The sequence below is a fragment of the Bacillus cereus group sp. BceL220 genome (genome assembly GCF_051776965.1).
Classification (GTDB): domain Bacteria; phylum Bacillota; class Bacilli; order Bacillales; family Bacillaceae_G; genus Bacillus_A; species Bacillus_A cereus.
This window is the reverse complement of sequence record NZ_JBPWBC010000011.1, coordinates 1-22,333: the sequence shown is the minus strand read 5'-3', so window position 1 is coordinate 22,333 and position 22,333 is coordinate 1. Positions and strand designations below refer to the sequence as shown.

Sequence of the window (22,333 nt, the reverse complement as noted above, 5' to 3'; positions counted from 1 at the left end):
TCAACAGTAAAAGAATTAGCATTGACATGAAACTAAAAGGTGTTATATTATCTAAGTGTAACCAAAAGGTGTTATGTTATAACGCCGAGTAAAGGAGAATGAACATGGAACAACAAAATACATTAAATGATATTAAACAAACAATCGTTTTTAACGCGTCTATTCAAAAGGTATGGAGTGTAGTATCAACTGCAGAAGGAATTGCGTCATGGTTTATGCCAAATGATTTTGTATTAGAAGTAGGACATGAATTTCATGTGCAATCGCCATTTGGGCCATCACCATGTAAAGTGTTAGAAATTGATGAGCCAAACTATTTATCTTTCTCATGGGATACAGATGGCTGGGTTGTTTCATTTAATTTGAAAGACTTAGGAGATAACAAAACAGAATTTACGTTAATTCACGGCGGCTGGAAACATCCTGATGAAATTCTTCCGAAAGCGAATGCGAAGAGCTCTATTATTCGCGATAGAATGAGCGGTGGTTGGGTAGCGATTGTAAATGAAAAACTGAAAAAGGTTGTCGAAGGCTAAGTGTCCTCGTCAGCAGCGAAATATGATGTATTTCAAGCAATTGCTGATCCAACCCGCCGAGAAGTAATACGGTTATTAAGTGACAAAGAGTTACCGATTTCCAAAATAACGGATCATTTTCCGATGAGTCGTACTGCGGTTGTAAAGCACCTTCATATTCTTTCGGAAGCGAATTTAGTAAGTGGAAGAAAAAGCGGAAGAGAGAAGATATATCGTTTGCATCCAGAACCATTAGAAGAATTACAACAGTGGCTCTCGTATTATGAACGTTTTTGGGATAATAAATTATCCATGCTGAAACATATTGTGGAGAATGAAGAATAAAAAAAGGGTGACCAAAATGGTCATCCTTTTTATTGTTGCTCACTTGTTTGTGTAGCTGGCTTTAATAAAAGCCAAGCAATAATTAATGTAAATACTGCTAATACAAAAGTGCTCATATAAATGACGTGTACGCTTGATGCTAATGCGGATTGTGATTCGGTTACTACGTTTGCTGTAGTACCGCCATGTCCACCAGATACAAGATCAAGATTTTTAATACCACGTGCGTGAATCATCGTATTGAAGATTGTACCGAATATTGCAGCACCTAACGTTTGACTAAATGTATTAATAAATGTATTTAAACCAACAGCTGTCCCGCGAGTATGAGCTGGCACGGCTGCTTGAATTGTTACCATGTAAATCGGTGTCACAAGCCCCATTCCTAAGCCGAATAATCCGACTGCTACATAAATAAGGAACGATGGTGAATTTGTTGATAGTGTAAATAATAAGAACGTAGCAACTGATAAGATGCTAGCTCCAAGTAAAATAATTTGTTTCGTTTTTAACTTGCCAACTAAGTTACCCGAGAACATAGCACCAAATGTCCACATAACAGGAATTGGCATTAAAATGAGTCCAGCTTCTGTTGCATTTTTTCCTAAAACACCCTGGCTCCAAATTGGAAGATACACAGTAATACTAATAATCATTGCGCCAGCAATAAGAGTTAATATATTTATCGTAGATAATGTACGGTTAGAGAAAAGTGCTAGCGGAATTAATGGTTCCGGAGATTTTTTCTCGATGAATAAGAAAATAATAAATGAAACGACGGCGAAGATTAATAGGCCGATAATTGTTATGTCTCCCCAGTTTTGCTTACTGCTACCTGTTAATAATGCATATAGTAGAGCGATTGTACTTAATGAGAAGACTGTCGCACCAAGATAGTCGATATGGTGTTTAGCGGGCTTAATAGATTCTTTGTAGTAAATTACAATCATTAAGCAAGCGATAATTCCGAATGGGACGTTTAAGAAGAAAATATAACGCCAAGAAAGAGAATCAACTAAAAATCCACCTACTAACGGTCCGATAACACCGGATACACCCCAAACGGCACTCATCCAACCTTGTGCTTTCGCGCGGTCTTTCGCTTCGCTATATAAGTCTCCAATAATCGTCATTGTGATTGGCATAACAGCACCAGCACCGATACCTTGAAGCGCGCGGAAGAAAATTAATTGTTCCATCGATGTAACGACTCCGCAAAGTGCAGAACCGACTAAAAAGATTGTAGCCCCGATCAGTAAAACCTTTTTACGACCGAATAAATCAGCGAGCTTTCCGTATATTGGAGTCGAAACAGCTGTTGCAAGCATATAAATTGCATATACCCAACTAACAAGTTCGACGCCTGACAAATCACTCGTTATACGAGGGATTGCTGTACTAACAATCGTTCCTTCTACCGCAGAAAGAAACGTCATTAACATTAAAGACATCATGACTTTTTTTCTCATTTGTTTTCCCCTTACCCTTTTTTAAATATTCAACAATATAAAATATAAAGGTACTAAGGTATATAAAGCAACAAAAAAGCAATGGAAAGTTACATGGAGCAGATGTTTGTCGCTTCTTGTCGGTAAGTCGATATATTTGAGAAATCGCCGATATAAGTTGTAGAATCGCTGATAAATTTGGAAAATCGCCGATAATGATTTCATGGCAATATTAAAAAAAGAAACAGGAATCCCTGTTTCTTTTTTTAATATTGCATTTTCGCGTTTTCTCCAGCTGTCGTTCCAGCAATTCTACCAGTAACAAGGGCTGATGTAATATTATAGCCACCAGTATAACCATGGATATCAAGAACTTCTCCGCAGAAATATAAGCCGTTCGTGAATTTAGAAGACATTTCTTTCGGATTAATTTCTTTCACGGATACACCTCCGCCAGTAACGAATGCTTTTTCAATTGACTGCGTACCATTTACATTTACAGTAAACTCTTTAAAGTCTTTCACAAGTGCACGAATCTTTTCGTGAGAAACTTGTCCAGCTTGTTCACTACCGTCAATTTCATTTTTTTCTAATAAGAATAGGAAGTAACGTTCAGGGACATAACCTTTTAAAACGTTTTTAATTCCTTTTTTCGGATCTTCTTTCATTTGTTTCAGCATGCGCTGAAATAATTGCTCACTATTTTCCTCTGGCAATGCATCAATACTCATTTGTATTGTGTTCGTTTTAAACTTTTTCAGTGCTTTCACGACGAATTGACTACAGCGAAGAGCAGCAGGACCAGATAGGCCAAAATGAGTGAAGAGCATGTCCATTTTGTGAGAAATGATAGCTTTTCCTTTCGGGTTTAATACGCTTAAGTTTATATCACGTAAAGCAAGACCTTGTAATGAGCGATCACGTATAAACGGCTCGTTTGACAGGATAGGTACTTCTGTTGGGAATAATTCTGTAATTGTATGACCTGCTTTTTCAGCCCAAGCGTATCCGTCTCCAGTGGAACCAGTTTGAGGAACGGATTTTCCGCCAACAGCGATAACGACGTGATTTGTTTCTAACACTTCGCCTGTTTGCAGTACAACTGCCTTCGTTTGACCATTTTCATATTCAATCGTTTCAACAGGCGTATTTGTACGGATTTTTACACCTAAGTCTTTTAATCGTGTTAAAAGTGCGTCTACAACAGATTGTGCTTTGTTTGACACAGGGAACATGCGACCGTGGTCTTCTTCTTTCAATTTAACACCGAGATTTTCGAAGAATGTAATAATATCTTCATTATTAAAAATAGAAAAAGCGCTGTATAAGAAGCGACCGTTTCCTGGTATATGTTTAACAATTTCATCAAGTGGTAGACGGTTTGTTACGTTGCAGCGTCCGCCGCCAGAAATCGCAAGTTTACGCCCAAGTTTATTTCCTTTATCAAGAAGTAAGACATTTGCGCCTTCTTCTGCAGCACCAATTGCAGCCATTAGCCCAGAAGGACCGCCGCCGATGACAATAACATCATAATGCATAATATATCGACCTCATTTTCTACATTTCCTGCCTAAAAGAATAGCATGTTTTCCCTTAAAAGAAAAATAGAGTGAAGTACTGCTTAATGAGAGAATTGTGGTACAATACAAAAGTTAGAGTTCAGCACTATCCTGCTATTTGTAGGCGATAAGACTAAAACCTCAAGATTTAGGAGAAGTAAATAGGGAGTCTGTTAGCCTGTAAATGCTCGAATGGTTCAACTAATAAGGAGTAGGAGAGAAGTCTCCAACTAATTATAGTTTCACTTTATGTAGATGTAGGAGGATTTTTGTATGTCCGATTCGAAATTTCTGCGCGGAACGCTTATTGTTACGCTAGGGACATTTTTAGTAAAGTTCTTAGGCATGATTTACGTCTTTCCGTTTCATGCATTAGTAGGCACAGAAGGCGGAACGCTCTATACATATGGATACATTCCATATACGATCTTTTTAAGTATCGCAACGGCAGGTGTGCCGCTTGCTGTTTCAAAATTTGTTTCCAAATATAATGCGCTTGGCGATTATAAAACGAGCCGGAGAATGTTCCGCTCGGGAATGGTTATGATGATAGTAACAGGAGTTCTTTCGTTCCTAGTACTGTACATGACGGCGCCACTGTTTGCAGAAGCGATGCTTGGTAAACAAAGTATACACAATAATGTAGGAGAAGTTACGACGATCATTCGTCTTGTAAGTTTCGCACTTATTGTTGTACCAGCAGCGAGTTTAATTCGTGGTTATTTCCAAGGTCACCAGTCTATGGGACCAACTACCGTTTCACAAATTATTGAACAAATTATTCGTATCGTCTTTTTATTAGCTGGTAGTTTTATCGTTATTAAAGTACTTGGCGGTACAGTTGCAACAGCAGTTGGAGTAGCGACGTTTGCTGCGTTCGTTTCAGCGGTTGGAGCACTCGGTGTGTTAATTTGGTACTGGTTAAAACGTAAAAAATATTTGGATCAATATTTAATTGAACAAACTGTACCAGAATCAACAGTAAGTACCGTTCAGTTGTTTAAAGAGTTATTCGCATATGCGATTCCTTACGTTGTAATTGGGTTAACAATTCCTTTATATCAACAAATTGATACATTGACATTTAACTCAATTATGCAGGCGATTGGTCAAGGTGATATCGCAGAGCGAGCGCTTGGTATTTTCACAATGTGGACGCATAAGTTAATTATGATTCCTGTATCACTTGCAACAGCGTTTAGTTTAACGCTTGTACCAGCAATTACAAAATCATTTACTGAAAAACAATACCGCTATTTGAAATTACAAATTACACAAACATTCCAAGCAAATATGTTTTTAACATTGCCAGCAGTTATCGGTATTTCAACACTTGCATATCCAATTTACACTGCTTTCTATGACTCAGATCCATTAGGTGGACAAGTATTAATGTGGTATGCACCAGTTGCATTGTTATTTGCTTTATTTACAGTAACAGCGGCAATTCTTCAAGGGATTAATCAGCAAAAGCATGCGATTGTCGCGCTTATTATGGGTGTTATTTTGAAATTTGTATGTAACGTAATCTTTATTCGTTATTTCGGTACAGTAGGAGCAATTCTAGCGACCGCAGTTGGTTTCTTAGCTTCTGTTTGGTATACAAATCGACAAATTAAAAAATACGCACACTATTCATTCGGTGTTGTATATAAAAGAACATTCCAAATTGCAGTACTGACACTTATAATGGTCGTTGCTGTAAAACTATCACAATGGCTTCTATCCTTCATGATTTCGCCTGATGGCCGTATTGGTGCTCTTATAACAGTTGCGATTTGTGCAGGTATTGGCGGTCTTGTTTACGGATTGTTAGCAATTCGCACAGGAGTACTTGAAAGAGTATTTGGCGGAGAAGCATTAGATAAAATTCAACGTAAACTTGGTAGTAGATTTAAAATAAAGTTGAAATCAAGAGGGGCGTAATTACGTCCCCTTTTCTATGATAAATAAAGAAGGTGAAAAACGTGAGATTAGATAAATTATTAGCGAATATGGGATATGGAAGTAGAAAAGAAGTAAAGAAATTATTGAAAGATGGCGTTGTGAAAATTGATGGAACGCCAGTAAAAGATGCGAAAGTTCATGTAAATGTAGAAGAGCAAGAAGTTATGATTCACGGTGAAGTTGTGGAATACAAAGAGTTTGTTTACTTAATGATGCATAAACCACAAGGTGTTATTTCAGCGACGGAAGATGATAATCATGAAACAGTAATAGATTTATTAGAATTAGAAGATGCAATCTTTGATCCGTTCCCAGTTGGACGACTTGATATCGATACGGAAGGTTTCTTATTGATAACAAATGATGGGAAGTTATCACATCAATTATTATCTCCGAAAAAGCATGTGCCGAAAAAATATTATGCACACGTTGCAGGAGTAGTAACAGAAGAGGATGTAAAAGAGTTTGCTAAAGGTGTTATTTTAGACGATGGCTATGAAACAAAGCCAGGTGCGCTTACAATATTGAAAAGCGATGATATTTCTGAAATTGAGCTTGTGATTACGGAAGGAAAATTCCATCAAGTGAAGCGTATGTTTGAAGCGGTAGGGAAAAAAGTAGTCTACCTAAAGAGAACAGAGATGGGTCCGTTAGTATTAGATGAAGAACTAGAACTTGGACAATACCGAGAGCTAACAGATGAAGAAGTAGAAATGTTAAGAACATACCAAGTAGATACTGAAAAGTAGTACCTTTATAGGTGCAGAAAAAACCCCTTTCTAATAGTTAGAAAGGGGTATGTATTTATTTACATACAATTATTTTTCGTTATGAGGTCATTCTCACTTTCTTTCCTGTTGTTGTCCACTTACCGCGGCAAGGGCTATACACGAGTTCATTAAACTGCAACACATTTAGATCACGTTGTATCGTTCGCGGTGTGATCCCGAACTCATCTACAAGGTCTTTCGTCGTTACCGTTCCGTTTTCATTGATGTACATATAAATTGATTTAATGCGTGTTAGCATACGAGTAGTTGTAGGTTTCAAGAGAAAACCACTCCTCTACTAGTTTTTTTGACCCCATTCAGGAAAGAAGGTCGTTACTACCATTGTACTCTACATGATAAAATTCATGCTTTAATCTACTTAAATTTTACAAAAGTTTAACAAATATTTATATAGAAAAATATTGGTAGTTGACATTGTATATATGGTCAGTCAACTAATACATAAAATTCTACGTAAAACGCCAAATTCCTGCAAATTTTTTTGAAAAAATAAAAGAAAAACTAATAAGAAATGTCTGAAATATTACAATTGTTCGGTATTTAGTTTTCGTGTATGGCATAAGGGATTTCGGTTTGCTATGATGAAAGAGATAATATAGTGAAGGATGGATGCGTGATGTCAGCGATTAATTGGACTGAAGAAGTTGCAAAACGAAAAGATGATTTAATTCGTGATACACAACAATTTTTACAAATTAAAAGTGTATGGGAAGAAGAATCGGCGAAAGAAGGCGCACCATTCGGTGAAGGTGTAGAAAAAGCGCTATCTTTCATGTTACATAAAGGAGAAGCTGAAGGTTTTGCTTCTAAAAATTTAGAAGGATATGCAGGTCATCTTGAAATGGGACAAGGAGAAGAGTTAGTAGGTATTCTTTGTCACGTTGATGTTGTACCAGAAGGAGATGGCTGGACGACTCCTGCGTATAGTGCGGATATTCGCGACGGAAAGATTTTTGCACGTGGTGCAATTGACGATAAAGGCCCAACGATGGCAGCATATTATGCGATGAAAATTGTGAAAGAATTAGGCTTACCTCTTTCAAAACGTGTTCGTATGATTATAGGAACAGATGAGGAAAGCAATTGGAAATGTGTAGATCACTACTTTAAAAACGAAGAAATGCCAACAATCGGTTTTGCACCAGATGCAGACTTTCCAATTATTAATGCAGAAAAAGGAATTTCTGATATACAAGTTGTGCAAAATGGTAGTGAAGAGAAAAAAGGTACATATGAACTTGTTTCATTTGATTCAGGGCATCGTTTAAATATGGTTCCTGATTTTGCAGAAGCGGTTATTACAGGAGAAGATGTAAATGCACTTACAGTAGCATATGAAGAGTATTTACAAACTGCTAAAAAAATAGGGAAATCGACTATAGAAGGCAATACAGTGACGTTGCAAATAGAAGGAATTTCAGCGCACGGATCTACTCCTGAAAAAGGAGAAAATGCAGGTTTATTATTAGCAAACTTCTTAACTACAGTTTCACTTGATGGAAAAGCAACTGCATTTGCGACATTTGCAACAGAAACATTTACTGGTGATATTTTTGGTGAAAAAGCTACTATTGCTTATAAAGATGAAATTAGCGGTCCATTAACAGTGAATGTTGGTCGCCTTTCTTATAAGAAAGAGAATGGTGGTAATTTAGGATTAAACGTACGTTACCCAGTTACGACTAACTTTGAAGAAATGATTGCAAAGTTAAAAGAATATGTAGGTACGTATGGATTTGCAGTAGCAGACTATTCTAACTCTCGTCCGCATCACGTTGATAAAGATCACGAGTTAATTCGTACGTTGCAACGTGTATATGAGGAACAAACAGGTGAAAAAGCTGAATTGTTAGCAATCGGCGGAGGTACTTATGCTCGCTCATTAAAAGCTGGTGTGGCATTTGGACCGCTATTCCCTGGAAAAGAAGAACTTGCGCATCAAAAAGATGAGTACATTGAAATTGAAGACTTATTAAAAGCAACAGCAATTTATGCGCAAGCAATTCATGAACTAGCGAAGTAAAGTGAAACTTTAATCGCCGATATATGAATAATGACCGCTCTCTACTTTAGAGGGCGGCTTCTTTTTAATTGAATGAGATAAGAAAGAAAAGAAACAATAGAAAGAAGGAGACGGTGTACATGGATAGGCATTATTTTGTCGCAATTACGTTACCAAATCATATAAAAGAAGTGCTGTCTAAGTATAAAGAGGATACGAATGAGGAATTACCATTTCGCTCGTGGGTGCATAAGGAAGATTATCATATTACCCTTTCCTTTTTAGGAGGTGCGACAGAAGAACAGTTAAAAGGGATAAAGAATGGATTACAAACACTTACAAAAACAAAAGAACTATCGTTCACGTTACAAGGTTTTTCAACGTTTGGTAGAGAAGATCAGCCCCGTATTTTTTGGGCGAAGGTAAGTGAGAATCACGATTTGTTTCAGTTGCAAAAGCAAGTACATGTCATTTGTGAAGAAAATGGATTTTCTCTAGAAACACGCCCGTATCATCCACATATTACTGTTGCTCGTAAATGGATAGGAGAAGAAAAGTTTCATTTAGAAAGTATAAAAGAAGTACCTGAAATATCATTTCAAGCAGATACAATTACTTTATACGAATCCCACGTGAAAGAAACCCCGAAGTATAAATCGATTGCTGAAATAAAATTACAAAAATAGAATGGTGAAAACGTTTTTTATGCAGGTGAATATACTATAGAGAAGAATGGAGTTACTGTATAGAGTCTTGTTGATAAGAAAAGCCTTATCATTTGCAGCTCATTTTATCTCGCTCATTAAAGTTTCACTTTATTTTAACTTTGAGAATGATGGTGATTTTTTTATGTTGAAAGTAAAACGTCCATTTGATGCCTATTTAGATGAAATGAATAAAATTACAATTTTGCTCCCACATGCGTATGGAACAAGTCGGACATTTCGTTTGCAAGAAGGAAGTAATGTGAAAGATTTACCGATTGCTCATACGATTGCGCTTCCAGATGCAACGAAGTATGAGTGCTTTATAGAAGAGCCGCTAGATGTGGGAAAGTATTATACAGTACGAGATGAACGGAATGAAGAAACGGATTTACAAATAGGTGCTGTTATTCGAACAACAATTTTCGATGAAAAGTATTATTACGAAGGTACAGATTTAGGTGCTGTGTATCAAAAAGAAGAAACGACATTTAAAGTATGGGCCCCAACTGCAAGGCTTGCGAAAATAAGAATTTATAAGAGCGATAAAGAATATGCCGATCATGAAATGTACAGGGGAGAAAACGGAGTTTGGATTCAAACATTACAAGGTGATTTAGACGGAGCACGCTATACATTTCTTGTTTGTATTAATTTAATATGGAACGAAGCTGTAGATCCTTATGCAAAGTCGGTGACGGTAAACGGAAAACACGGTGTTGTTATCGATTTAGAAAAAACGAATGTAACAAGAAGAGAAGGATTACCACCATTACAATCAATGACAGATGCCATATTGTATGAACTGCATATTCGTGATGCGACTATACATCAAAATAGTGGAGTGATTCAAAAGGGAACATATAAAGGATTGATGGAAGAGGGAACAACAGGACGGAATGGGACTTTAACAGGGTTGTCTCATATAAAAGATTTAGGTGTTACACATGTTGAACTATTACCGTTATATTGTTTCGGTGGTGTAGATGAGGCGAATCCTTCGTCTGCCTATAATTGGGGGTATAATCCATTATATTACAATGCACCAACAGGATTTTATGCTACAAATCCCTCTGATCCGTATAACAGGATAGTAGAGTGTAAACAGTTAATCGAGACATTTCATGAGCATGGCATTAGGGTAATTATAGATGTTGTATATAATCATGTTTATGAAAGAGAGCTATCATCATTTGAAAAGCTTGTTCCAGGATACTATTTTCGTCATGGTGAAGATGGTATGCCTTCTAATGGGACGGGAGTCGGAAATGATATAGCATCTGAACGGAAAATGATGAGGAAATTCATTGTAGAGTCTATTTTATATTGGCTTACTGAATACAATGTCGATGGATTCCGATTCGACTTAATGGGGATTTTAGATGTTGATACAATGAATATGATAGAAAAAGAAGTGCGAAACATAAAACGAGATGCTTTGTTATTAGGAGAAGGATGGGATTTACAAACACCGCTTCCTCGTGAGGAAAAAGCAACGTTAAATAATGCGAAGAAAATGCCACATATGGCGCAGTTTAATGATCAATTTCGTGATGGGATAAAAGGGAGTACATTTCATATAAATAAGCGTGGTTTTGCATTTGGTGGGCATGTAGACTGTAATCATTTGCAGTATATTGCAGCGGGAAGTCTTTTAAGTATGAAAGAAACAGGGCTGTTTCTAGAGCCGGCGCAAAGCATTAACTATGTAGAATGTCATGATAATATGACGATGTGGGATAAACTAGTGCGCAGTAATGAAGAATCAGAAGCGATTTTGAAAAAACGTCACCTGCTAGCGAGCGCAATGGTTATTCTTTCACAAGGTATTCCTTTCTTACATGCAGGACAAGAGTTTTATCGTACGAAGAAAGGAAATGAAAATAGCTATAATGCAAATGATGAGATCAATCAATTAGATTGGGATCAAAAAGAGAAAGAAATAGAGACCGTTAACTATATAAAAGGTTTAATTGCGATTCGTAAAGAGCATGGGGCATTCCGATTACAAAACGCAGACCTTATAAAAAAACATATGACTTTTTTACAAACATCTACAGAAGTACTTGCATATCACCTAGAGCATGCAGAATCGTTTGGGCCGTGGAAAGAGATTGTCGTTTTATTTAATAGCGGTTTAGAAGCTAAAACTGTGCAACTTCCGAAAGAAGAAACGTGGCATGTGATAGTAGACGAAAAGCAAGCGAAAATAGAGCCAATTTCTTCATTTAGAGGAAAGGAACTTAGGCTCGCTCCAATTAGCACGTATATATTGACGATAATGTGACAAATCGCTACTTGACGATGAGAATGTAATAAATGTAGAATTGACAAAGGTGACGATTTTGATAAGTTGTCATTCTATGACAGGTTTTGTAAAATAAAATAGAGAATTTTTGGCTGAGGCTAATTTCTCTTTTCATTTACAGTAAAATATATGAATCCACAACATGTGTAGAAATGTTGCGGTTTTTCTTTTCATAACTATAAAAGATAAGGATTTGTTAACGGGTAATGAATATGGAATGGTTGGAACAATTATTAGGAAAAGAGTGGAGTCTTGTACCGGCTGGTGGAGTAACGGGCGATGCATATATTGCGCAAAACGGACAACAGAAGTTATTTTTAAAGCGGAATACATCGCCCTTTTTAGCGGTATTGTCAGCAGAAGGAATTGTTCCAAAATTACTTTGGACAAGAAGGGTAACGAACGGTGATGTAATTTCTGCTCAAAAATGGCTTCCGGGACAGAAGTTAGAGCCAGAGGATATGAAACTAGAACGTGTTGCGAAACTTTTGAAGAAAATTCACTCCTCTAAAGCGCTTGTACAGATGATTCAAAGACTTGGGAAGCAACCGCTTCACGCACAAGAGTTATTACAACAACTGCAACTCGTTTTAAGAGGAGATATAAGGGATGATGAAACAATTCAGCAAGGCCTTCAATATTTAATGGATTCATTAAAAGCTATTGAATACAATGAATTCGTTGTATGCCATTGTGATGTAAACCATAACAACTGGATATTGTCGGATGAAGATGAGTTGTTTTTAATTGATTGGGATGGAGCTGTAATTGCTGACCCAGCTCTAGACCTTGGTATGTTATTATATTGGTACATTCCGCGCCAGGAGTGGAGTGAGTGGCTCGGTTTTTATGATATTGAAATGGATGAATCGCTGCTTAGGCGCATGAGATGGTATGTGATAGCACAAACGATTTTGTCTATTCAATGGCATACAACAAAAAAACAGCAAGCAGAAGCTGAATATTGGCATCAATATTTACAGCAACTACTTGCTTCAGAATAATACTTAAGAAAAATTGTCCATTCCAGCAATCCACTGAGTAAGTTGTTCTTGATTATTGGAAATATGGTTGTCCAAATTAGAGGAAGATTTACCCGATTGACTATAAGAATATACATCGTTTAGCATTGTTTTAGCGTCACTACTTATATTATCGTTTGCGAGTAACGATTGAATGAGGCGCTCTAATTGCTCGCATTCTGAAACTGTCCCGCAGCAATCACTTTGGTGGTTGACTAAAATATCTTTCAGCACTTCTAATTGATGTTGTTGATTAATTGGCATGAACGGATCATCCTTTCGATTGTTTTTCTCTTCAAATGTAAGAGAAAAAGCTGTTTCGTCATGGAATGTTTAATGCTGTATGTAGTTTTTATCAAAATGGTACATCTTATACTTGAAAGAAACGGACCGAGTGCTCGTACGTACTTGGTTTTTTGTTTGGTAGATTGATTAAAAAAAGAAAGAAGGAATTATTCCTTTAAAATAGTTTTGTAAAGAGAGGGAGACATCTATGCGTTTAAGACATAAACCATATGCAATGGATCGAATTAACGAGTATTCACATATCGTAATCGGAAACCCAGAGGAGCGCGCTGGTAACTGGAAAGAAGTATTTGGAAATGAACAACCAATTCATATTGAAGTAGGTACAGGTCGTGGCCGCTTTATGTATGATATGGCAAAAGCAAATCCACATATTAATTATATTGGAATTGAAAAATTCACAAGTGTTGTTGTAGATGCACTTGATAAATTAATTGAAGAAGAAGTGCCGAACTTAAAGTTAATTAATAAAGATGCTGAAGATTTAACAGTTTTCTTTGCAAAAGGTGAGATTGATCGCGTTTATTTAAACTTCTCAGATCCATGGCCAAAGAAGCGTCATACGAAGCGTCGTTTAACGTATAAAACGTTTTTACGCAATTATGAAGAAGTGTTAGTAGAAGGCGGAGAAATTCATTTCAAAACAGATAACCAAGGTTTATTTGAATATTCTCTTATGAGTATGGCTGAGTATGGTATGTTACTAACTTACTTAAGCTTAGATCTTCATAACAGCGACTTTGAAGGTAACATCATGACTGAATACGAAGAGAAATTCTCTAGTAAAGGTCATCGTATTTACCGAGTTGAAGCAAAATATCGTACAGAGCCTATGCAGTAATGCATAGGTTTTTTTATATCTAAAATAATCAGAATTTTATGTTAAGATTAATTGAAAGGGGGATGTGTAATGGAACAGTTACAAATTGGAGATATAAAAGTAACGTGGTTAAAAGGCGGAAATACACATTTAGATGGAGGGGCAATGTTTGGTGTTGTGCCGAAAGTACTTTGGTCACGTAAATATAAACATAATGACACAAATCATATTTACTTACGAACAGATCCGTTACTTTTACAAACGAAAGATGGAAATATGCTCATTGATTCAGGAATAGGAAACGGTAAGTTGGATGAGAAGATGAAACGAAATCAAGGTGTAACAGAAGAATCATCGGTTTATGAATCGTTAGAAAAACAGGGATTAAAGCCTGAAGATATTCAATATGTTTTAATGACACACCTTCATTTTGATCATGCATCTGGCCTAACAAAATGGGATGGGGATCACCTTGTACCAGCGTTTCCAAATGCAAAAGTTTACGTAAGTGAAACAGAGTGGAATGAAATGAGGAACCCAAATATTAGATCCCGTAATACATATTGGAAGGAAAATTGGGAACCGATTGTAGATCAAGTTGTTACGTTTCAGCAAGAAATAGAAATTACAGATGAAATTAAGATGGCACATACGGGTGGGCATAGTGATGGACATGCAGTCATCATTTTGGAGAGTCAAGGGGAAACGATGCTACATTTAGCAGATCTCTTGCCGACGCACGCGCATCAAAATGTATTATGGGTAATGGCATACGATGATTATCCGATGACCTCGATTGAAAATAAACAAAAATGGATGAAGTATGGTGCTGAAAAAGAGGCATGGTTTACGTTTTACCATGACGCATATTATCGCGCTGTGAAGTGGAATGAGGAAGGTCATATCGTAGAAAAAATAGAACGGAAAACGAGTATAGAAGCATAAAAATAGGAGGTTGTTCCATCATATTTATTGGAGCAGCTTCTTTTTTATTGTCGGGTTTTGTCGGTAAGTCGATATATTTAAAAAATCGCTGATATAATTTTAATCAATACCCGCAATTTCAAAAAAATAAGAGGTTCACCTAATGGGAACCCTCCGTTTTATGCTGCTATAACCTCTAAAACAGTACCTGTTTTAGCATCAACTAAAAATTCAAATCGTTCTTGTATATCATCTAACATTGTTGTAAGACCGCCGCGATAAACTTCATATGCGACATCATATTTTTCAAATGTCTCTGGAACCATATGTACCCAAGAGCCAGTAATTTCACCTTTATGACTTAATGCTTGTTTCACCATTTTCAATGCTTTTTCTGAAGAAATATGGGATTGTTCTTGTACTTTGTTTGCAACGAGATAACCAGCTGCGAACCCAACGCCAAGACCTGCTACTAAACCTTTCCAGCTCATATATTCACCTCAATTCTATAAAATAAAAATAGTGTACCAATAATAATTATAAAGCAAATACAGCTAAAAAAGAAGAAACTAGAAACATTTCGAAAATTTCGTTACAATAAAAGAGGTATTCTACTAAGGTTTGAAAGAAGGGGACTTCGTGAATAAAGAGACATTGCAATTATTTCGTACGTTAACAGAATTACAAGGTGCATCAGGTTTTGAACATGATGTACGCCGTTTTATGAAACAAGAATTAAGCAAATATGCGGATGAAATTGTACAAGACGGTTTAGGTAGCGTATTTGGTCTGAAAAAAGGGGACGAAACTGGCCCGCGTGTTCTTGTAGCAGGTCATATGGATGAAGTAGGTTTCATGGTTACGCAAATTACGAAAAACGGAATGCTTCGTTTTCAAACGTTAGGCGGCTGGTGGAGCCAAGTTTTATTAGCACAGCGTGTACAAGTTATGACGAAGAATGGTCCTGTTATTGGGGTTGTTGGTTCTATTCCTCCTCATTTATTAAGTGACGCGCAACGTGCAAAACCGATGGATATAAAAAATATGTTAATTGATATAGGTGCAGATAGTTATGAAGATGCGATTGAAATTGGTGTAAAACCAGGACAACAAATCGTGCCGATTTGCCCATTCACACCGATGGCAAATGAGAAGAAAATTATGGCGAAAGCTTGGGACAACCGTTACGGATGTGGTCTTGCAATCGAATTGTTAAAAGAATTAAAAGACGAAACATTACCAAATACATTATATTCTGGTGCTACTGTACAAGAAGAAGTAGGTCTTCGCGGAGCGCAAACCGCTGCAAATATGATTCAACCAGACATTTTCTATGCGCTTGATGCAAGTCCAGCAAACGATGCATCTGGTGACAAAACGCAGTTCGGTCAATTAGGAAAAGGTGCCCTTCTTCGTATTTACGATCGCACGATGGTAACACATAGAGGAATGCGCGAATTCATTTTAGATACAGCAGAAACAAACAACATTCCGTACCAATACTTTATTTCACAAGGTGGTACAGATGCTGGCCGTGTACATACAAGTAACTCTGGTATCCCATCAGCAGTAATTGGTGTTTGCGCACGCTACATTCATACACATGCTTCAATTTTACATGTTGATGATTATGCAGCGGCGAAAGAATTAATTACGAAGCTTGTAAGAACAACAGATAAAACGACGTTAGAGACAATTAAGAATAACGCGTAGAGAAGAAGGGCGAAAAACCCTTCTTTTTTTAGATTGAAGAGATGACCCAGCGATGAGTGGGAGCGGTCAGTGCTTAATTGGTGTTCGAATGATGTATGAAGACTCCAAGTAGGAAGTGAGAGGAAGGCTGTTTTTGTTTTTGAAGACGGTAATGTTGCTAGAAAAAACCTTCTTTTTTAGGCTGAATAGATGACTTGGTGATATGTGGTAGTGGTTGATGCTAAATTCGTATCTGATAGGGATATTAGAATAGAATGATGAATTTTTATAGAGGTGAACGAAATGAAAGTAGTAGTAGGATCAAAGAATAAAACGAAGGTTGGCGCTGTGGAGAAGGTTTGGAAAGATGCTGAAATTACATCTCTTTCTGTTCCGTCAGGAGTATCAGCTCAGCCTTTCTCAGATGAAGAGACGATGCAAGGAGCGATTAATAGAGCGAAGCGAGCGCTAGAGGAAGGAGAAGCTCCAATTGGTATTGGGCTAGAAGGCGGCGTAATGAAAACGGAGCACGGTTTATTTATGTGTAACTGGGGCGCGCTAGCAACAATTGATGGGAAAGTATTTGTGGCCGGAGGAGCGCGTATTACGTTACCAGACGATTTTTTAGCACCTCTTGAAGATGGTAAGGAATTAAGCGAAGTGATGGAAGAGTTTGTGCAGCGAAAAGATATTCGTAGTCACGAAGGTGCTATCGGTATTTTTACAGATGATTATGTCGACCGCACGGAATTATTTGTACACGTTGTTAAGTTGTTAGTTGGGCAATATAAGTATGACGAAAAGCAAGCATAAACCTTGCACCGTGCGCGATGTATGGTAGTATAAAAGAAAGATTATAACATGAAAACATGCACTCGTTAGAGGAGGAAATATAGATGAAGTCATTAGAAAGCATGGAGCAATTCCAACAGTTAAAAAATGAAGAGAATGTAGTCTTTATGTTCTCAGCAGAATGGTGCCCAGACTGCCGCTTTGTAGATCCATTTATGCCAGAAGTAGAAGAGAAATATAGTGATTTCTCATTTTACTATGTAGATCGTGATGAGTTTATTGATCTATGTGTAAAATTAGACGTATTTGGCATTCCGAGCTTTGTAGCGTACAATAAGGGTGAAGAAACTGGTCGCTATGTAAACAAAGATCGTAAAACACAAGAACAAATCGAAGAGTTTATTGAAGGTTTAAAATAAGGCAATTTGCCAATTGAATTGTAAAACAACCTCTACCTTCGCGGGGGAGGTTATTTTTTTGGAAGGGAGGAAAAAGAGATGAAGATGACAAGTAAAAAGATGAAAGACGAGTTAATGAAGAAATTATCTCGCCCAGAATGGGACTTTCAGTATGATAGCGAGAAAGAAGTTCTACGTATTGAACAGAAAGACTCTAAAAAAGGTATTAACGTATCGCTTCCAGGAGTTGTGGCAAAATGGGAAGTGAATAAAGAAAAAGCAATTGAAGAGGTTGCTTATTATGTACAAGAAGCGCTAATTGCGATGCATAAAGAAGAAAATAGCGGAGCGAAAATTTTACCTGTTATTCGCTCTACTTCTTTCCCGAAACAAGCAGAAGAAGGAAATCCGTTTATTATGACGGATCATACGGCGGAAACACGTATTTACTATGCGTTAGATTCGAATAAAACGTATCGACTAATCGATGAGCGTCTGTTACAAAAATTAGAACTTACAGAACAGCAAGTACGTGAAATGGCATTATTCAATGCTCGTTCATTAGGTTATGAATTTAAACAAGACACAGTAGCGGGTAATACATTCTACTTTTTAAACACAAATGATGGGTATGACGCGACGCGTATTTTAAACGAATCGTTACTACAATCGATGCGTGAAAAGATTTCTGGTGACATGGTTGTTGCTGTTCCTCACCAAGATGTATTAATTATTGCTGATATCGTTAACGAAATCGGTTATGATATTATTGCACAAATGACAATGAAATTTTTTGCCGAAGGGCATGTTCCGATTACATCACTTTCATTTGTATATGAAGATGGAGACTTTGAACCAATCTTTATTTTAGCGAAGAATCGGAAGAAGACAGATGGAAAAGAGAAAGGATGAACGAAGTGAACGTTTTTTACAACCTTGAAGGAATTGGTGACACTTTAATTGTTGCCTTACAAGATATTACTTTAGAGAACCGTACTTTTGATCGCAAAGGAGATGTTGCTCGCGTTTATGATCGTGAAAGCAACGTAACGGGAGGATTCAACATCTTTAATGCATCTTCTTATTTAGAAGTAACAGAAACAGGTAACCTTACATTAACGAAAGAGCTTGTTGAGAAAATCAACGAAATTTTAGCGAAGAACGGCTTTGAAGAAACAGTAGAAGCAGATCTTTCTCCGAAATTTGTTGTAGGTTATGTAGCTGAAAAAGAAAAGCATCCAAATGCTGATAAGTTAAACATCTGTAAAGTAGAAATCGGTACAGAAACATTACAAATCGTATGTGGCGCACCAAACGTTGATGCAGGACAAAAAGTTGTCGTTGCAAAAATCGGTGCTGTAATGCCAAGCGGTATGTTAATCAAGCCAGCTGAGCTTCGCGGTGTTCCTTCTTCTGGAATGATCTGCTCTGCACGTGAATTAGAGCTTCCAGACGCTCCACAAGAAAAAGGTATTCTTGTATTAGAAGATAGTTTTGAAGTTGGACAAGAATTTAAATTTTAATTGATATAAAAAAAGAGAGGTTGTCCTTTTGGGCAGCCTCTCTTTTTTGTCATTTTTGTTGGTAAGTCGAAATTTCGTGTTGAATCGTTAATATATTGAGAGTTGTGATAGATATACTCAAAAAATCGTAAATATGATAAGGGTGTCACCTTTTGTCTTAAAATCTATATTGTATTTTATAAACAAACTAGTTAAAATTTAGAAAAATAGAAGGGGATAGACGTATGAAACAACAACCAAAAATCGCAGAACTTCTAAAACGAATTGAAACTTCAAAACAGCAAGATGTTGAACTAGGTACTTATGAAATATATGTGTTTAGTGAAAGTGAATTAGAAAAAGGACAAATCGGTTACCGATATGATAAACATAAAAAGTCATTAATAAGTGAAGAAAACGGAAAGTGGCAAGAAGGATGGATTGCAATTGGATATGAAACGGATATGGGCGATCCAGTTTTCGTAAATATAGATGATGACGCTTATCCAGTTTATACTGCAGAACGTGGTACAGAAACATGGCAGCCAGTTTATATTGGAAATATGGATGAGATTATAGGGCAATTATAAGAAAGACTTTGAATCCGGTGCAAAGTGATGGGAGAGAAGTATGAAGTATATAAAAATAATGAGCATGATTGTATTCATTGGAATATATATGGCCGGTTGTTCACAAGAGCAGCCGAAAAAAGAAACTACATCTTCTATACAAGAGAAAAACAAAGATACCAAAGAAGACGCACCGGTAGAAAAGCAGCAAGAACAAGAAAAGAACGAAGAATCACAAGCAATTCAAACGAATGAGCAAGTAGAACATAAGCAAGAGGAAGTATCATCTGAGGAAAAGAAAGAAGAAACTACGCCAGTGCAGCCAATTGAGCAACCAGTGCAAAATAATGAACAAAAAGTAGAGAGTAATGAAAAGCAAGGAAAGTTTCTCGTCGTTATTGATCCAGGGCATCAACAAAAAGCGAATTTAAATTTAGAGCCGATTGGACCAGGGGCAACAACGCAAAAATATAAAGTGACAGATGGTACAACAGGTGTTGTGACGAAAAAGAGAGAGGCTGTACTTGTATTAGAAATGGCTTTTTTATTAAAAGAAAAGCTTGAAGAAAAAGGGATACAAGTGTTAATGACAAGAACGTCACAAGACGTTGATATAAGTAATAAAGAACGGGCGACATTCGCAAATAATCATAAGGCTAATTTATTTTTACGTCTTCATGCAGATGGTTCTGAAAATCCAAACCAAAGTGGATTTGCTGTATTGACGCCGGCAGAAGGAAGTCCGTATACGAAAGAGATTTATGCGGAAAGTCTTCAAATCTCCCAAACGATAGTAAATAAAATGAGAGAAAATCAGCAAGTGAAAGTAAATGGAATTAAATTTAGGGGTGACCTTTCTGGATTCAATTGGTCCAAAGTACCTGGCGTACTATTAGAACTTGGGTTTATGTCAAACTATGAAGAAGATAAAAAATTATCTGACCCGCAGTATGTAAATTCTTTATTGCAAAGTGTAACGGATAGTGTAGATGCATATCGGAAGAGTAAAGCTTAAGCGCAGTCTTACATGAAAGGCTGCGTTTTTCCATAGGAAAACACTCGTAAATTAGAATATTGTGGATAAATATGACATGCTTAATTTTACCTGCACTTTTTGCCGAATGCTGATACAATAAAGGATGTTACTATTTAGTAGAAAGAGTGGTAAGCATGTTAGATTGGATGAAAAAGCTGTTTAACAAAGAGGAAGAACAAACAGCGATGAATAAAGAAGTACCAAAGCAAATTGAAAGTCAGCCGAAAATTCCTCGTGTAAACCACTACACTGAAGCAAGAGAAGCACAAATGGCAAGTAGGAATGCAGGTAAATGCCGTTTTCCTTTAGTACCGGATAATGGGTTCGATGAAGAGGATGAAAGCGAAGTAAATCGCTTTGAAGAACAACCTGTTCAAGGAGTAGCATATGAAGAACCGACTGCCCAAAGAGGAATAAAGGTGGAAAGAAGCAGACGACCGTATGTGGAAAAGGTTGTTTCTACATATGAAGAACCGGAAGTGCAATATGAACCGGTGCGGGAGTCTGTCGTTAAAAAGGCATCTGCACCTTCGCAAGAGAGTAACCGTAGACCATTTCGTCCAACAGAAATGATTTCGCCAATTTATGGATATAATCGTCCTTCAGTAGAGAAAAAGGTTGAAAAGCAGGAGGAAGTAAAAGAAAGAGAAGATCTTGAAATATCTGTAGAGGGAAAAGCAGTTGTTGATGCATGGTTAGAGAAAAAAGGATATAAATTATCTGATTTCTCAGAAGGGCAAGCAACGTCTTCTGCTCCAGGTGAAGTAGTTGAACAGAAAGGCCAACAGAGTAAAAAAGAAGAAAAATCAGTTGTTGATCAATGGCTAGAGAAAAACGGTTATGAAATTGAACGCCAAGTGCCTTTAGTAGAAGAAAAAGAAGTGATTAAAGAAATGAGTACACCGCAGGAAGTTTCAGCGGATGAATTACTTCATAAAACAGTAGCTGAGCAGATGGAAAGTGCTAAGCTAGAAAAAGATGTAGTGGTGTTAAACGAAAACAATCTACAAGAAGAATTAGTAGCTTCTAAAGTAGAGCACGAGGATACAATATTATCAGAAGAAATTAAACGTAATACAGAAATAAAACAACCTACTATTGAAGTAGAAAAGCAAGCTCCAGAAGAATCAGTGATTGTCAAAGCAGAAGAAAAACTTGAAGAAACAATCATTGTGGAAATACCAGAAGAGCTAGAAGAAGTGGAAGTAATTACAGAAACAGAAGAGCAAGAAGAAGTAGAAGTAATTGCAGAAACAGAAGAGCTAGAAGAAGTAGAAGTAATTGCAGAAACAGAAGAGCTAGAAGAAGTAGAAGTAATTGCAGAAGTAGAAGAGTCAGAAGAAGTGGAAGTAATTGCAGAAGCGGAAGAGTCAGAAGAAGTAGAAGTAATTACAGAAACAGAAGAGCAAGAAGAAGTGGAAGTAATTGCAGAAACGGAAGAGTCAGAAGAAGTAGAAGTAATTACAGAAACAGAAGAGCAAGAAGAAGTAGAAGTAATCGCAGAAATAGAAGAATCAGAAGAAGTGGAAGTAATTGCAGAAACGGAAGAGTCAGAAGAAGTAGAAGTGATTGCAGAAGCAGAAGAGCAAGAAGAAGTAGAAGTAATTGCAGAAGCAGAAGAGTCAGAAGAAGTGGAAGTGATTGCAGAAGCGG

The 22,333-nt window shown here is 37.0% G+C and carries 22 protein-coding genes and 1 pseudogene; 18 read left to right on the top strand and 5 right to left on the bottom strand.

What is annotated here, in order from left to right; genetic code table 11:
• Window positions 1-104: 104 nt before the first annotated feature.
• Window positions 105-536, top strand: coding sequence for an SRPBCC family protein (locus tag ACS2FK_RS22985; RefSeq protein ID WP_000437770.1), 432 nt, complete (start codon window positions 105-107; stop codon window positions 534-536).
• On the top strand, window positions 537-860 hold the full coding sequence (locus tag ACS2FK_RS22980; RefSeq protein WP_000098837.1) for an ArsR/SmtB family transcription factor: 324 nt from the start codon (window positions 537-539) through the stop codon (window positions 858-860).
• 29 nt (window positions 861-889) lie between these two features.
• Here ACS2FK_RS22980 and ACS2FK_RS22975 read toward each other — a convergent pair whose 3' ends face one another.
• Window positions 890-2,329 carry an MDR family MFS transporter gene (locus ACS2FK_RS22975; RefSeq protein WP_001228030.1) on the bottom strand — a complete coding sequence of 480 codons (1,440 nt, stop codon included), beginning with the start codon at window positions 2,327-2,329 and terminating at the stop codon, window positions 890-892.
• Between the two features lie 245 nt (window positions 2,330-2,574).
• Window positions 2,575-3,846, bottom strand: a complete 1,272-nt coding sequence (locus ACS2FK_RS22970) for an NAD(P)/FAD-dependent oxidoreductase (protein WP_000558864.1) — start codon at window positions 3,844-3,846, stop codon at window positions 2,575-2,577.
• A 294-nt stretch (window positions 3,847-4,140) separates the two neighbouring features.
• Between ACS2FK_RS22970 and ACS2FK_RS22965 the strand changes: the two genes are divergently transcribed.
• Window positions 4,141-5,793: a putative polysaccharide biosynthesis protein gene (locus ACS2FK_RS22965; RefSeq protein ID WP_001284026.1), complete on the top strand. Its 1,653-nt coding sequence runs from the start codon at window positions 4,141-4,143 to the stop codon at window positions 5,791-5,793.
• Between the two features lie 41 nt (window positions 5,794-5,834).
• Window positions 5,835-6,563: a pseudouridine synthase gene (locus tag ACS2FK_RS22960; protein ID WP_001234948.1), complete on the top strand. Its 729-nt coding sequence runs from the start codon at window positions 5,835-5,837 to the stop codon at window positions 6,561-6,563.
• Window positions 6,564-6,642: 79 nt separating this feature from the next.
• Here the strand turns inward: ACS2FK_RS22960 and ACS2FK_RS22955 are convergent, their stop codons facing one another.
• Window positions 6,643-6,864 (bottom strand): DeoR family transcriptional regulator, encoded by a 222-nt coding sequence (locus tag ACS2FK_RS22955; RefSeq protein ID WP_000805512.1) that lies wholly within the window; start codon window positions 6,862-6,864, stop codon window positions 6,643-6,645.
• Window positions 6,865-7,221: 357 nt separating this feature from the next.
• Between ACS2FK_RS22955 and pepV the strand changes: the two genes are divergently transcribed.
• The 4 genes from pepV (at window position 7,222) to ACS2FK_RS22935 (ending at window position 12,623) form a co-directional block, all read left to right on the top strand.
• Window positions 7,222-8,628, top strand: coding sequence for a dipeptidase PepV (gene pepV / locus ACS2FK_RS22950; protein ID WP_063548798.1), 1,407 nt, complete (start codon window positions 7,222-7,224; stop codon window positions 8,626-8,628).
• Between the two features lie 119 nt (window positions 8,629-8,747).
• Window positions 8,748-9,293, top strand: a complete 546-nt coding sequence (thpR, locus tag ACS2FK_RS22945; RefSeq protein WP_063548796.1) for an RNA 2',3'-cyclic phosphodiesterase — start codon at window positions 8,748-8,750, stop codon at window positions 9,291-9,293.
• A 163-nt stretch (window positions 9,294-9,456) separates the two neighbouring features.
• Window positions 9,457-11,598 (top strand): type I pullulanase, encoded by a 2,142-nt coding sequence (gene pulA, locus ACS2FK_RS22940; RefSeq protein ID WP_023523197.1) that lies wholly within the window; start codon window positions 9,457-9,459, stop codon window positions 11,596-11,598.
• Between the two features lie 227 nt (window positions 11,599-11,825).
• Entirely contained in the window at window positions 11,826-12,623 is a 798-nt protein-coding gene (locus ACS2FK_RS22935; protein ID WP_002094168.1) for a phosphotransferase family protein, read from the top strand.
• 3 nt (window positions 12,624-12,626) lie between these two features.
• Here the strand turns inward: ACS2FK_RS22935 and ACS2FK_RS22930 are convergent, their stop codons facing one another.
• Window positions 12,627-12,905 (bottom strand): YtzH-like family protein, encoded by a 279-nt coding sequence (locus ACS2FK_RS22930; protein WP_001122235.1) that lies wholly within the window; start codon window positions 12,903-12,905, stop codon window positions 12,627-12,629.
• Between the two features lie 229 nt (window positions 12,906-13,134).
• Between ACS2FK_RS22930 and trmB the strand changes: the two genes are divergently transcribed.
• Together trmB and ACS2FK_RS22920 are read left to right on the top strand one after the other, a co-directional pair.
• On the top strand, window positions 13,135-13,788 hold the full coding sequence (gene trmB, locus ACS2FK_RS22925) for a tRNA (guanosine(46)-N7)-methyltransferase TrmB (protein ID WP_001239383.1): 654 nt from the start codon (window positions 13,135-13,137) through the stop codon (window positions 13,786-13,788).
• A 69-nt stretch (window positions 13,789-13,857) separates the two neighbouring features.
• Window positions 13,858-14,712, top strand: a complete 855-nt coding sequence (locus tag ACS2FK_RS22920) for a YtnP family quorum-quenching lactonase (protein ID WP_000436840.1) — start codon at window positions 13,858-13,860, stop codon at window positions 14,710-14,712.
• Window positions 14,713-14,870: 158 nt separating this feature from the next.
• Here ACS2FK_RS22920 and ACS2FK_RS22915 read toward each other — a convergent pair whose 3' ends face one another.
• Window positions 14,871-15,182 (bottom strand): PepSY domain-containing protein, encoded by a 312-nt coding sequence (locus ACS2FK_RS22915; protein ID WP_000118541.1) that lies wholly within the window; start codon window positions 15,180-15,182, stop codon window positions 14,871-14,873.
• A 148-nt stretch (window positions 15,183-15,330) separates the two neighbouring features.
• On the opposite strand from ACS2FK_RS22915, the gene ACS2FK_RS22910 reads away from it, so the two are divergent.
• From ACS2FK_RS22910 to ACS2FK_RS22875, 8 genes and pseudogenes are all read left to right on the top strand, one after another.
• Window positions 15,331-16,404: a M42 family metallopeptidase gene (locus ACS2FK_RS22910; protein ID WP_001031517.1), complete on the top strand. Its 1,074-nt coding sequence runs from the start codon at window positions 15,331-15,333 to the stop codon at window positions 16,402-16,404.
• A gap of 282 nt (window positions 16,405-16,686) precedes the next feature.
• Window positions 16,687-17,196: a DUF84 family protein gene (locus ACS2FK_RS22905; RefSeq protein WP_000869939.1), complete on the top strand. Its 510-nt coding sequence runs from the start codon at window positions 16,687-16,689 to the stop codon at window positions 17,194-17,196.
• Between the two features lie 83 nt (window positions 17,197-17,279).
• On the top strand, window positions 17,280-17,594 hold the full coding sequence (locus ACS2FK_RS22900) for a thioredoxin family protein (RefSeq protein WP_000838193.1): 315 nt from the start codon (window positions 17,280-17,282) through the stop codon (window positions 17,592-17,594).
• Window positions 17,595-17,672: 78 nt separating this feature from the next.
• Window positions 17,673-18,485, top strand: coding sequence for a DUF1444 domain-containing protein (locus ACS2FK_RS22895; protein ID WP_000784605.1), 813 nt, complete (start codon window positions 17,673-17,675; stop codon window positions 18,483-18,485).
• The gene (gene ytpR / locus ACS2FK_RS22890; protein ID WP_001006777.1) at window positions 18,482-19,096 is read left to right on the top strand and encodes a YtpR family tRNA-binding protein; all 615 of its coding nucleotides are present in this window, start codon (window positions 18,482-18,484) and stop codon (window positions 19,094-19,096) included. The genes ACS2FK_RS22895 and ytpR overlap by 4 nt, the downstream gene beginning before the upstream one ends.
• Window positions 19,097-19,320: 224 nt before the next feature.
• On the top strand, window positions 19,321-19,665 hold the full coding sequence (locus ACS2FK_RS22885) for a hypothetical protein (protein WP_000813348.1): 345 nt from the start codon (window positions 19,321-19,323) through the stop codon (window positions 19,663-19,665).
• A 40-nt stretch (window positions 19,666-19,705) separates the two neighbouring features.
• Window positions 19,706-20,659, top strand: a complete 954-nt coding sequence (locus tag ACS2FK_RS22880; protein ID WP_023523194.1) for an N-acetylmuramoyl-L-alanine amidase — start codon at window positions 19,706-19,708, stop codon at window positions 20,657-20,659.
• A 155-nt stretch (window positions 20,660-20,814) separates the two neighbouring features.
• Window positions 20,815-22,333: pseudogene (locus ACS2FK_RS22875) on the top strand (DNA translocase FtsK); the annotation flags it as partial.

Coding starts and splice junctions, on each gene's coding strand:
- ACS2FK_RS22985 (WP_000437770.1), top strand. CDS start 105: ATGGAACAACAAAATACATTAAATGATATTAAACAAACAATCGTTTTT.
- ACS2FK_RS22975 (WP_001228030.1), bottom strand. CDS start 2,329: ATGAGAAAAAAAGTCATGATGTCTTTAATGTTAATGACGTTTCTTTCT.
- ACS2FK_RS22970 (WP_000558864.1), bottom strand. CDS start 3,846: ATGCATTATGATGTTATTGTCATCGGCGGCGGTCCTTCTGGGCTAATG.
- ACS2FK_RS22965 (WP_001284026.1), top strand. CDS start 4,141: ATGTCCGATTCGAAATTTCTGCGCGGAACGCTTATTGTTACGCTAGGG.
- pepV (WP_063548798.1), top strand. CDS start 7,222: ATGTCAGCGATTAATTGGACTGAAGAAGTTGCAAAACGAAAAGATGAT.
- thpR (WP_063548796.1), top strand. CDS start 8,748: ATGGATAGGCATTATTTTGTCGCAATTACGTTACCAAATCATATAAAA.
- pulA (WP_023523197.1), top strand. CDS start 9,457: ATGTTGAAAGTAAAACGTCCATTTGATGCCTATTTAGATGAAATGAAT.
- ACS2FK_RS22935 (WP_002094168.1), top strand. CDS start 11,826: ATGAATATGGAATGGTTGGAACAATTATTAGGAAAAGAGTGGAGTCTT.
- ACS2FK_RS22930 (WP_001122235.1), bottom strand. CDS start 12,905: ATGCCAATTAATCAACAACATCAATTAGAAGTGCTGAAAGATATTTTA.
- trmB (WP_001239383.1), top strand. CDS start 13,135: ATGCGTTTAAGACATAAACCATATGCAATGGATCGAATTAACGAGTAT.
- ACS2FK_RS22920 (WP_000436840.1), top strand. CDS start 13,858: ATGGAACAGTTACAAATTGGAGATATAAAAGTAACGTGGTTAAAAGGC.
- ACS2FK_RS22915 (WP_000118541.1), bottom strand. CDS start 15,182: ATGAGCTGGAAAGGTTTAGTAGCAGGTCTTGGCGTTGGGTTCGCAGCT.
- ACS2FK_RS22905 (WP_000869939.1), top strand. CDS start 16,687: ATGAAAGTAGTAGTAGGATCAAAGAATAAAACGAAGGTTGGCGCTGTG.
- ACS2FK_RS22900 (WP_000838193.1), top strand. CDS start 17,280: ATGAAGTCATTAGAAAGCATGGAGCAATTCCAACAGTTAAAAAATGAA.
- ACS2FK_RS22895 (WP_000784605.1), top strand. CDS start 17,673: ATGAAGATGACAAGTAAAAAGATGAAAGACGAGTTAATGAAGAAATTA.
- ytpR (WP_001006777.1), top strand. CDS start 18,482: ATGAACGAAGTGAACGTTTTTTACAACCTTGAAGGAATTGGTGACACT.
- ACS2FK_RS22885 (WP_000813348.1), top strand. CDS start 19,321: ATGAAACAACAACCAAAAATCGCAGAACTTCTAAAACGAATTGAAACT.
- ACS2FK_RS22880 (WP_023523194.1), top strand. CDS start 19,706: ATGAAGTATATAAAAATAATGAGCATGATTGTATTCATTGGAATATAT.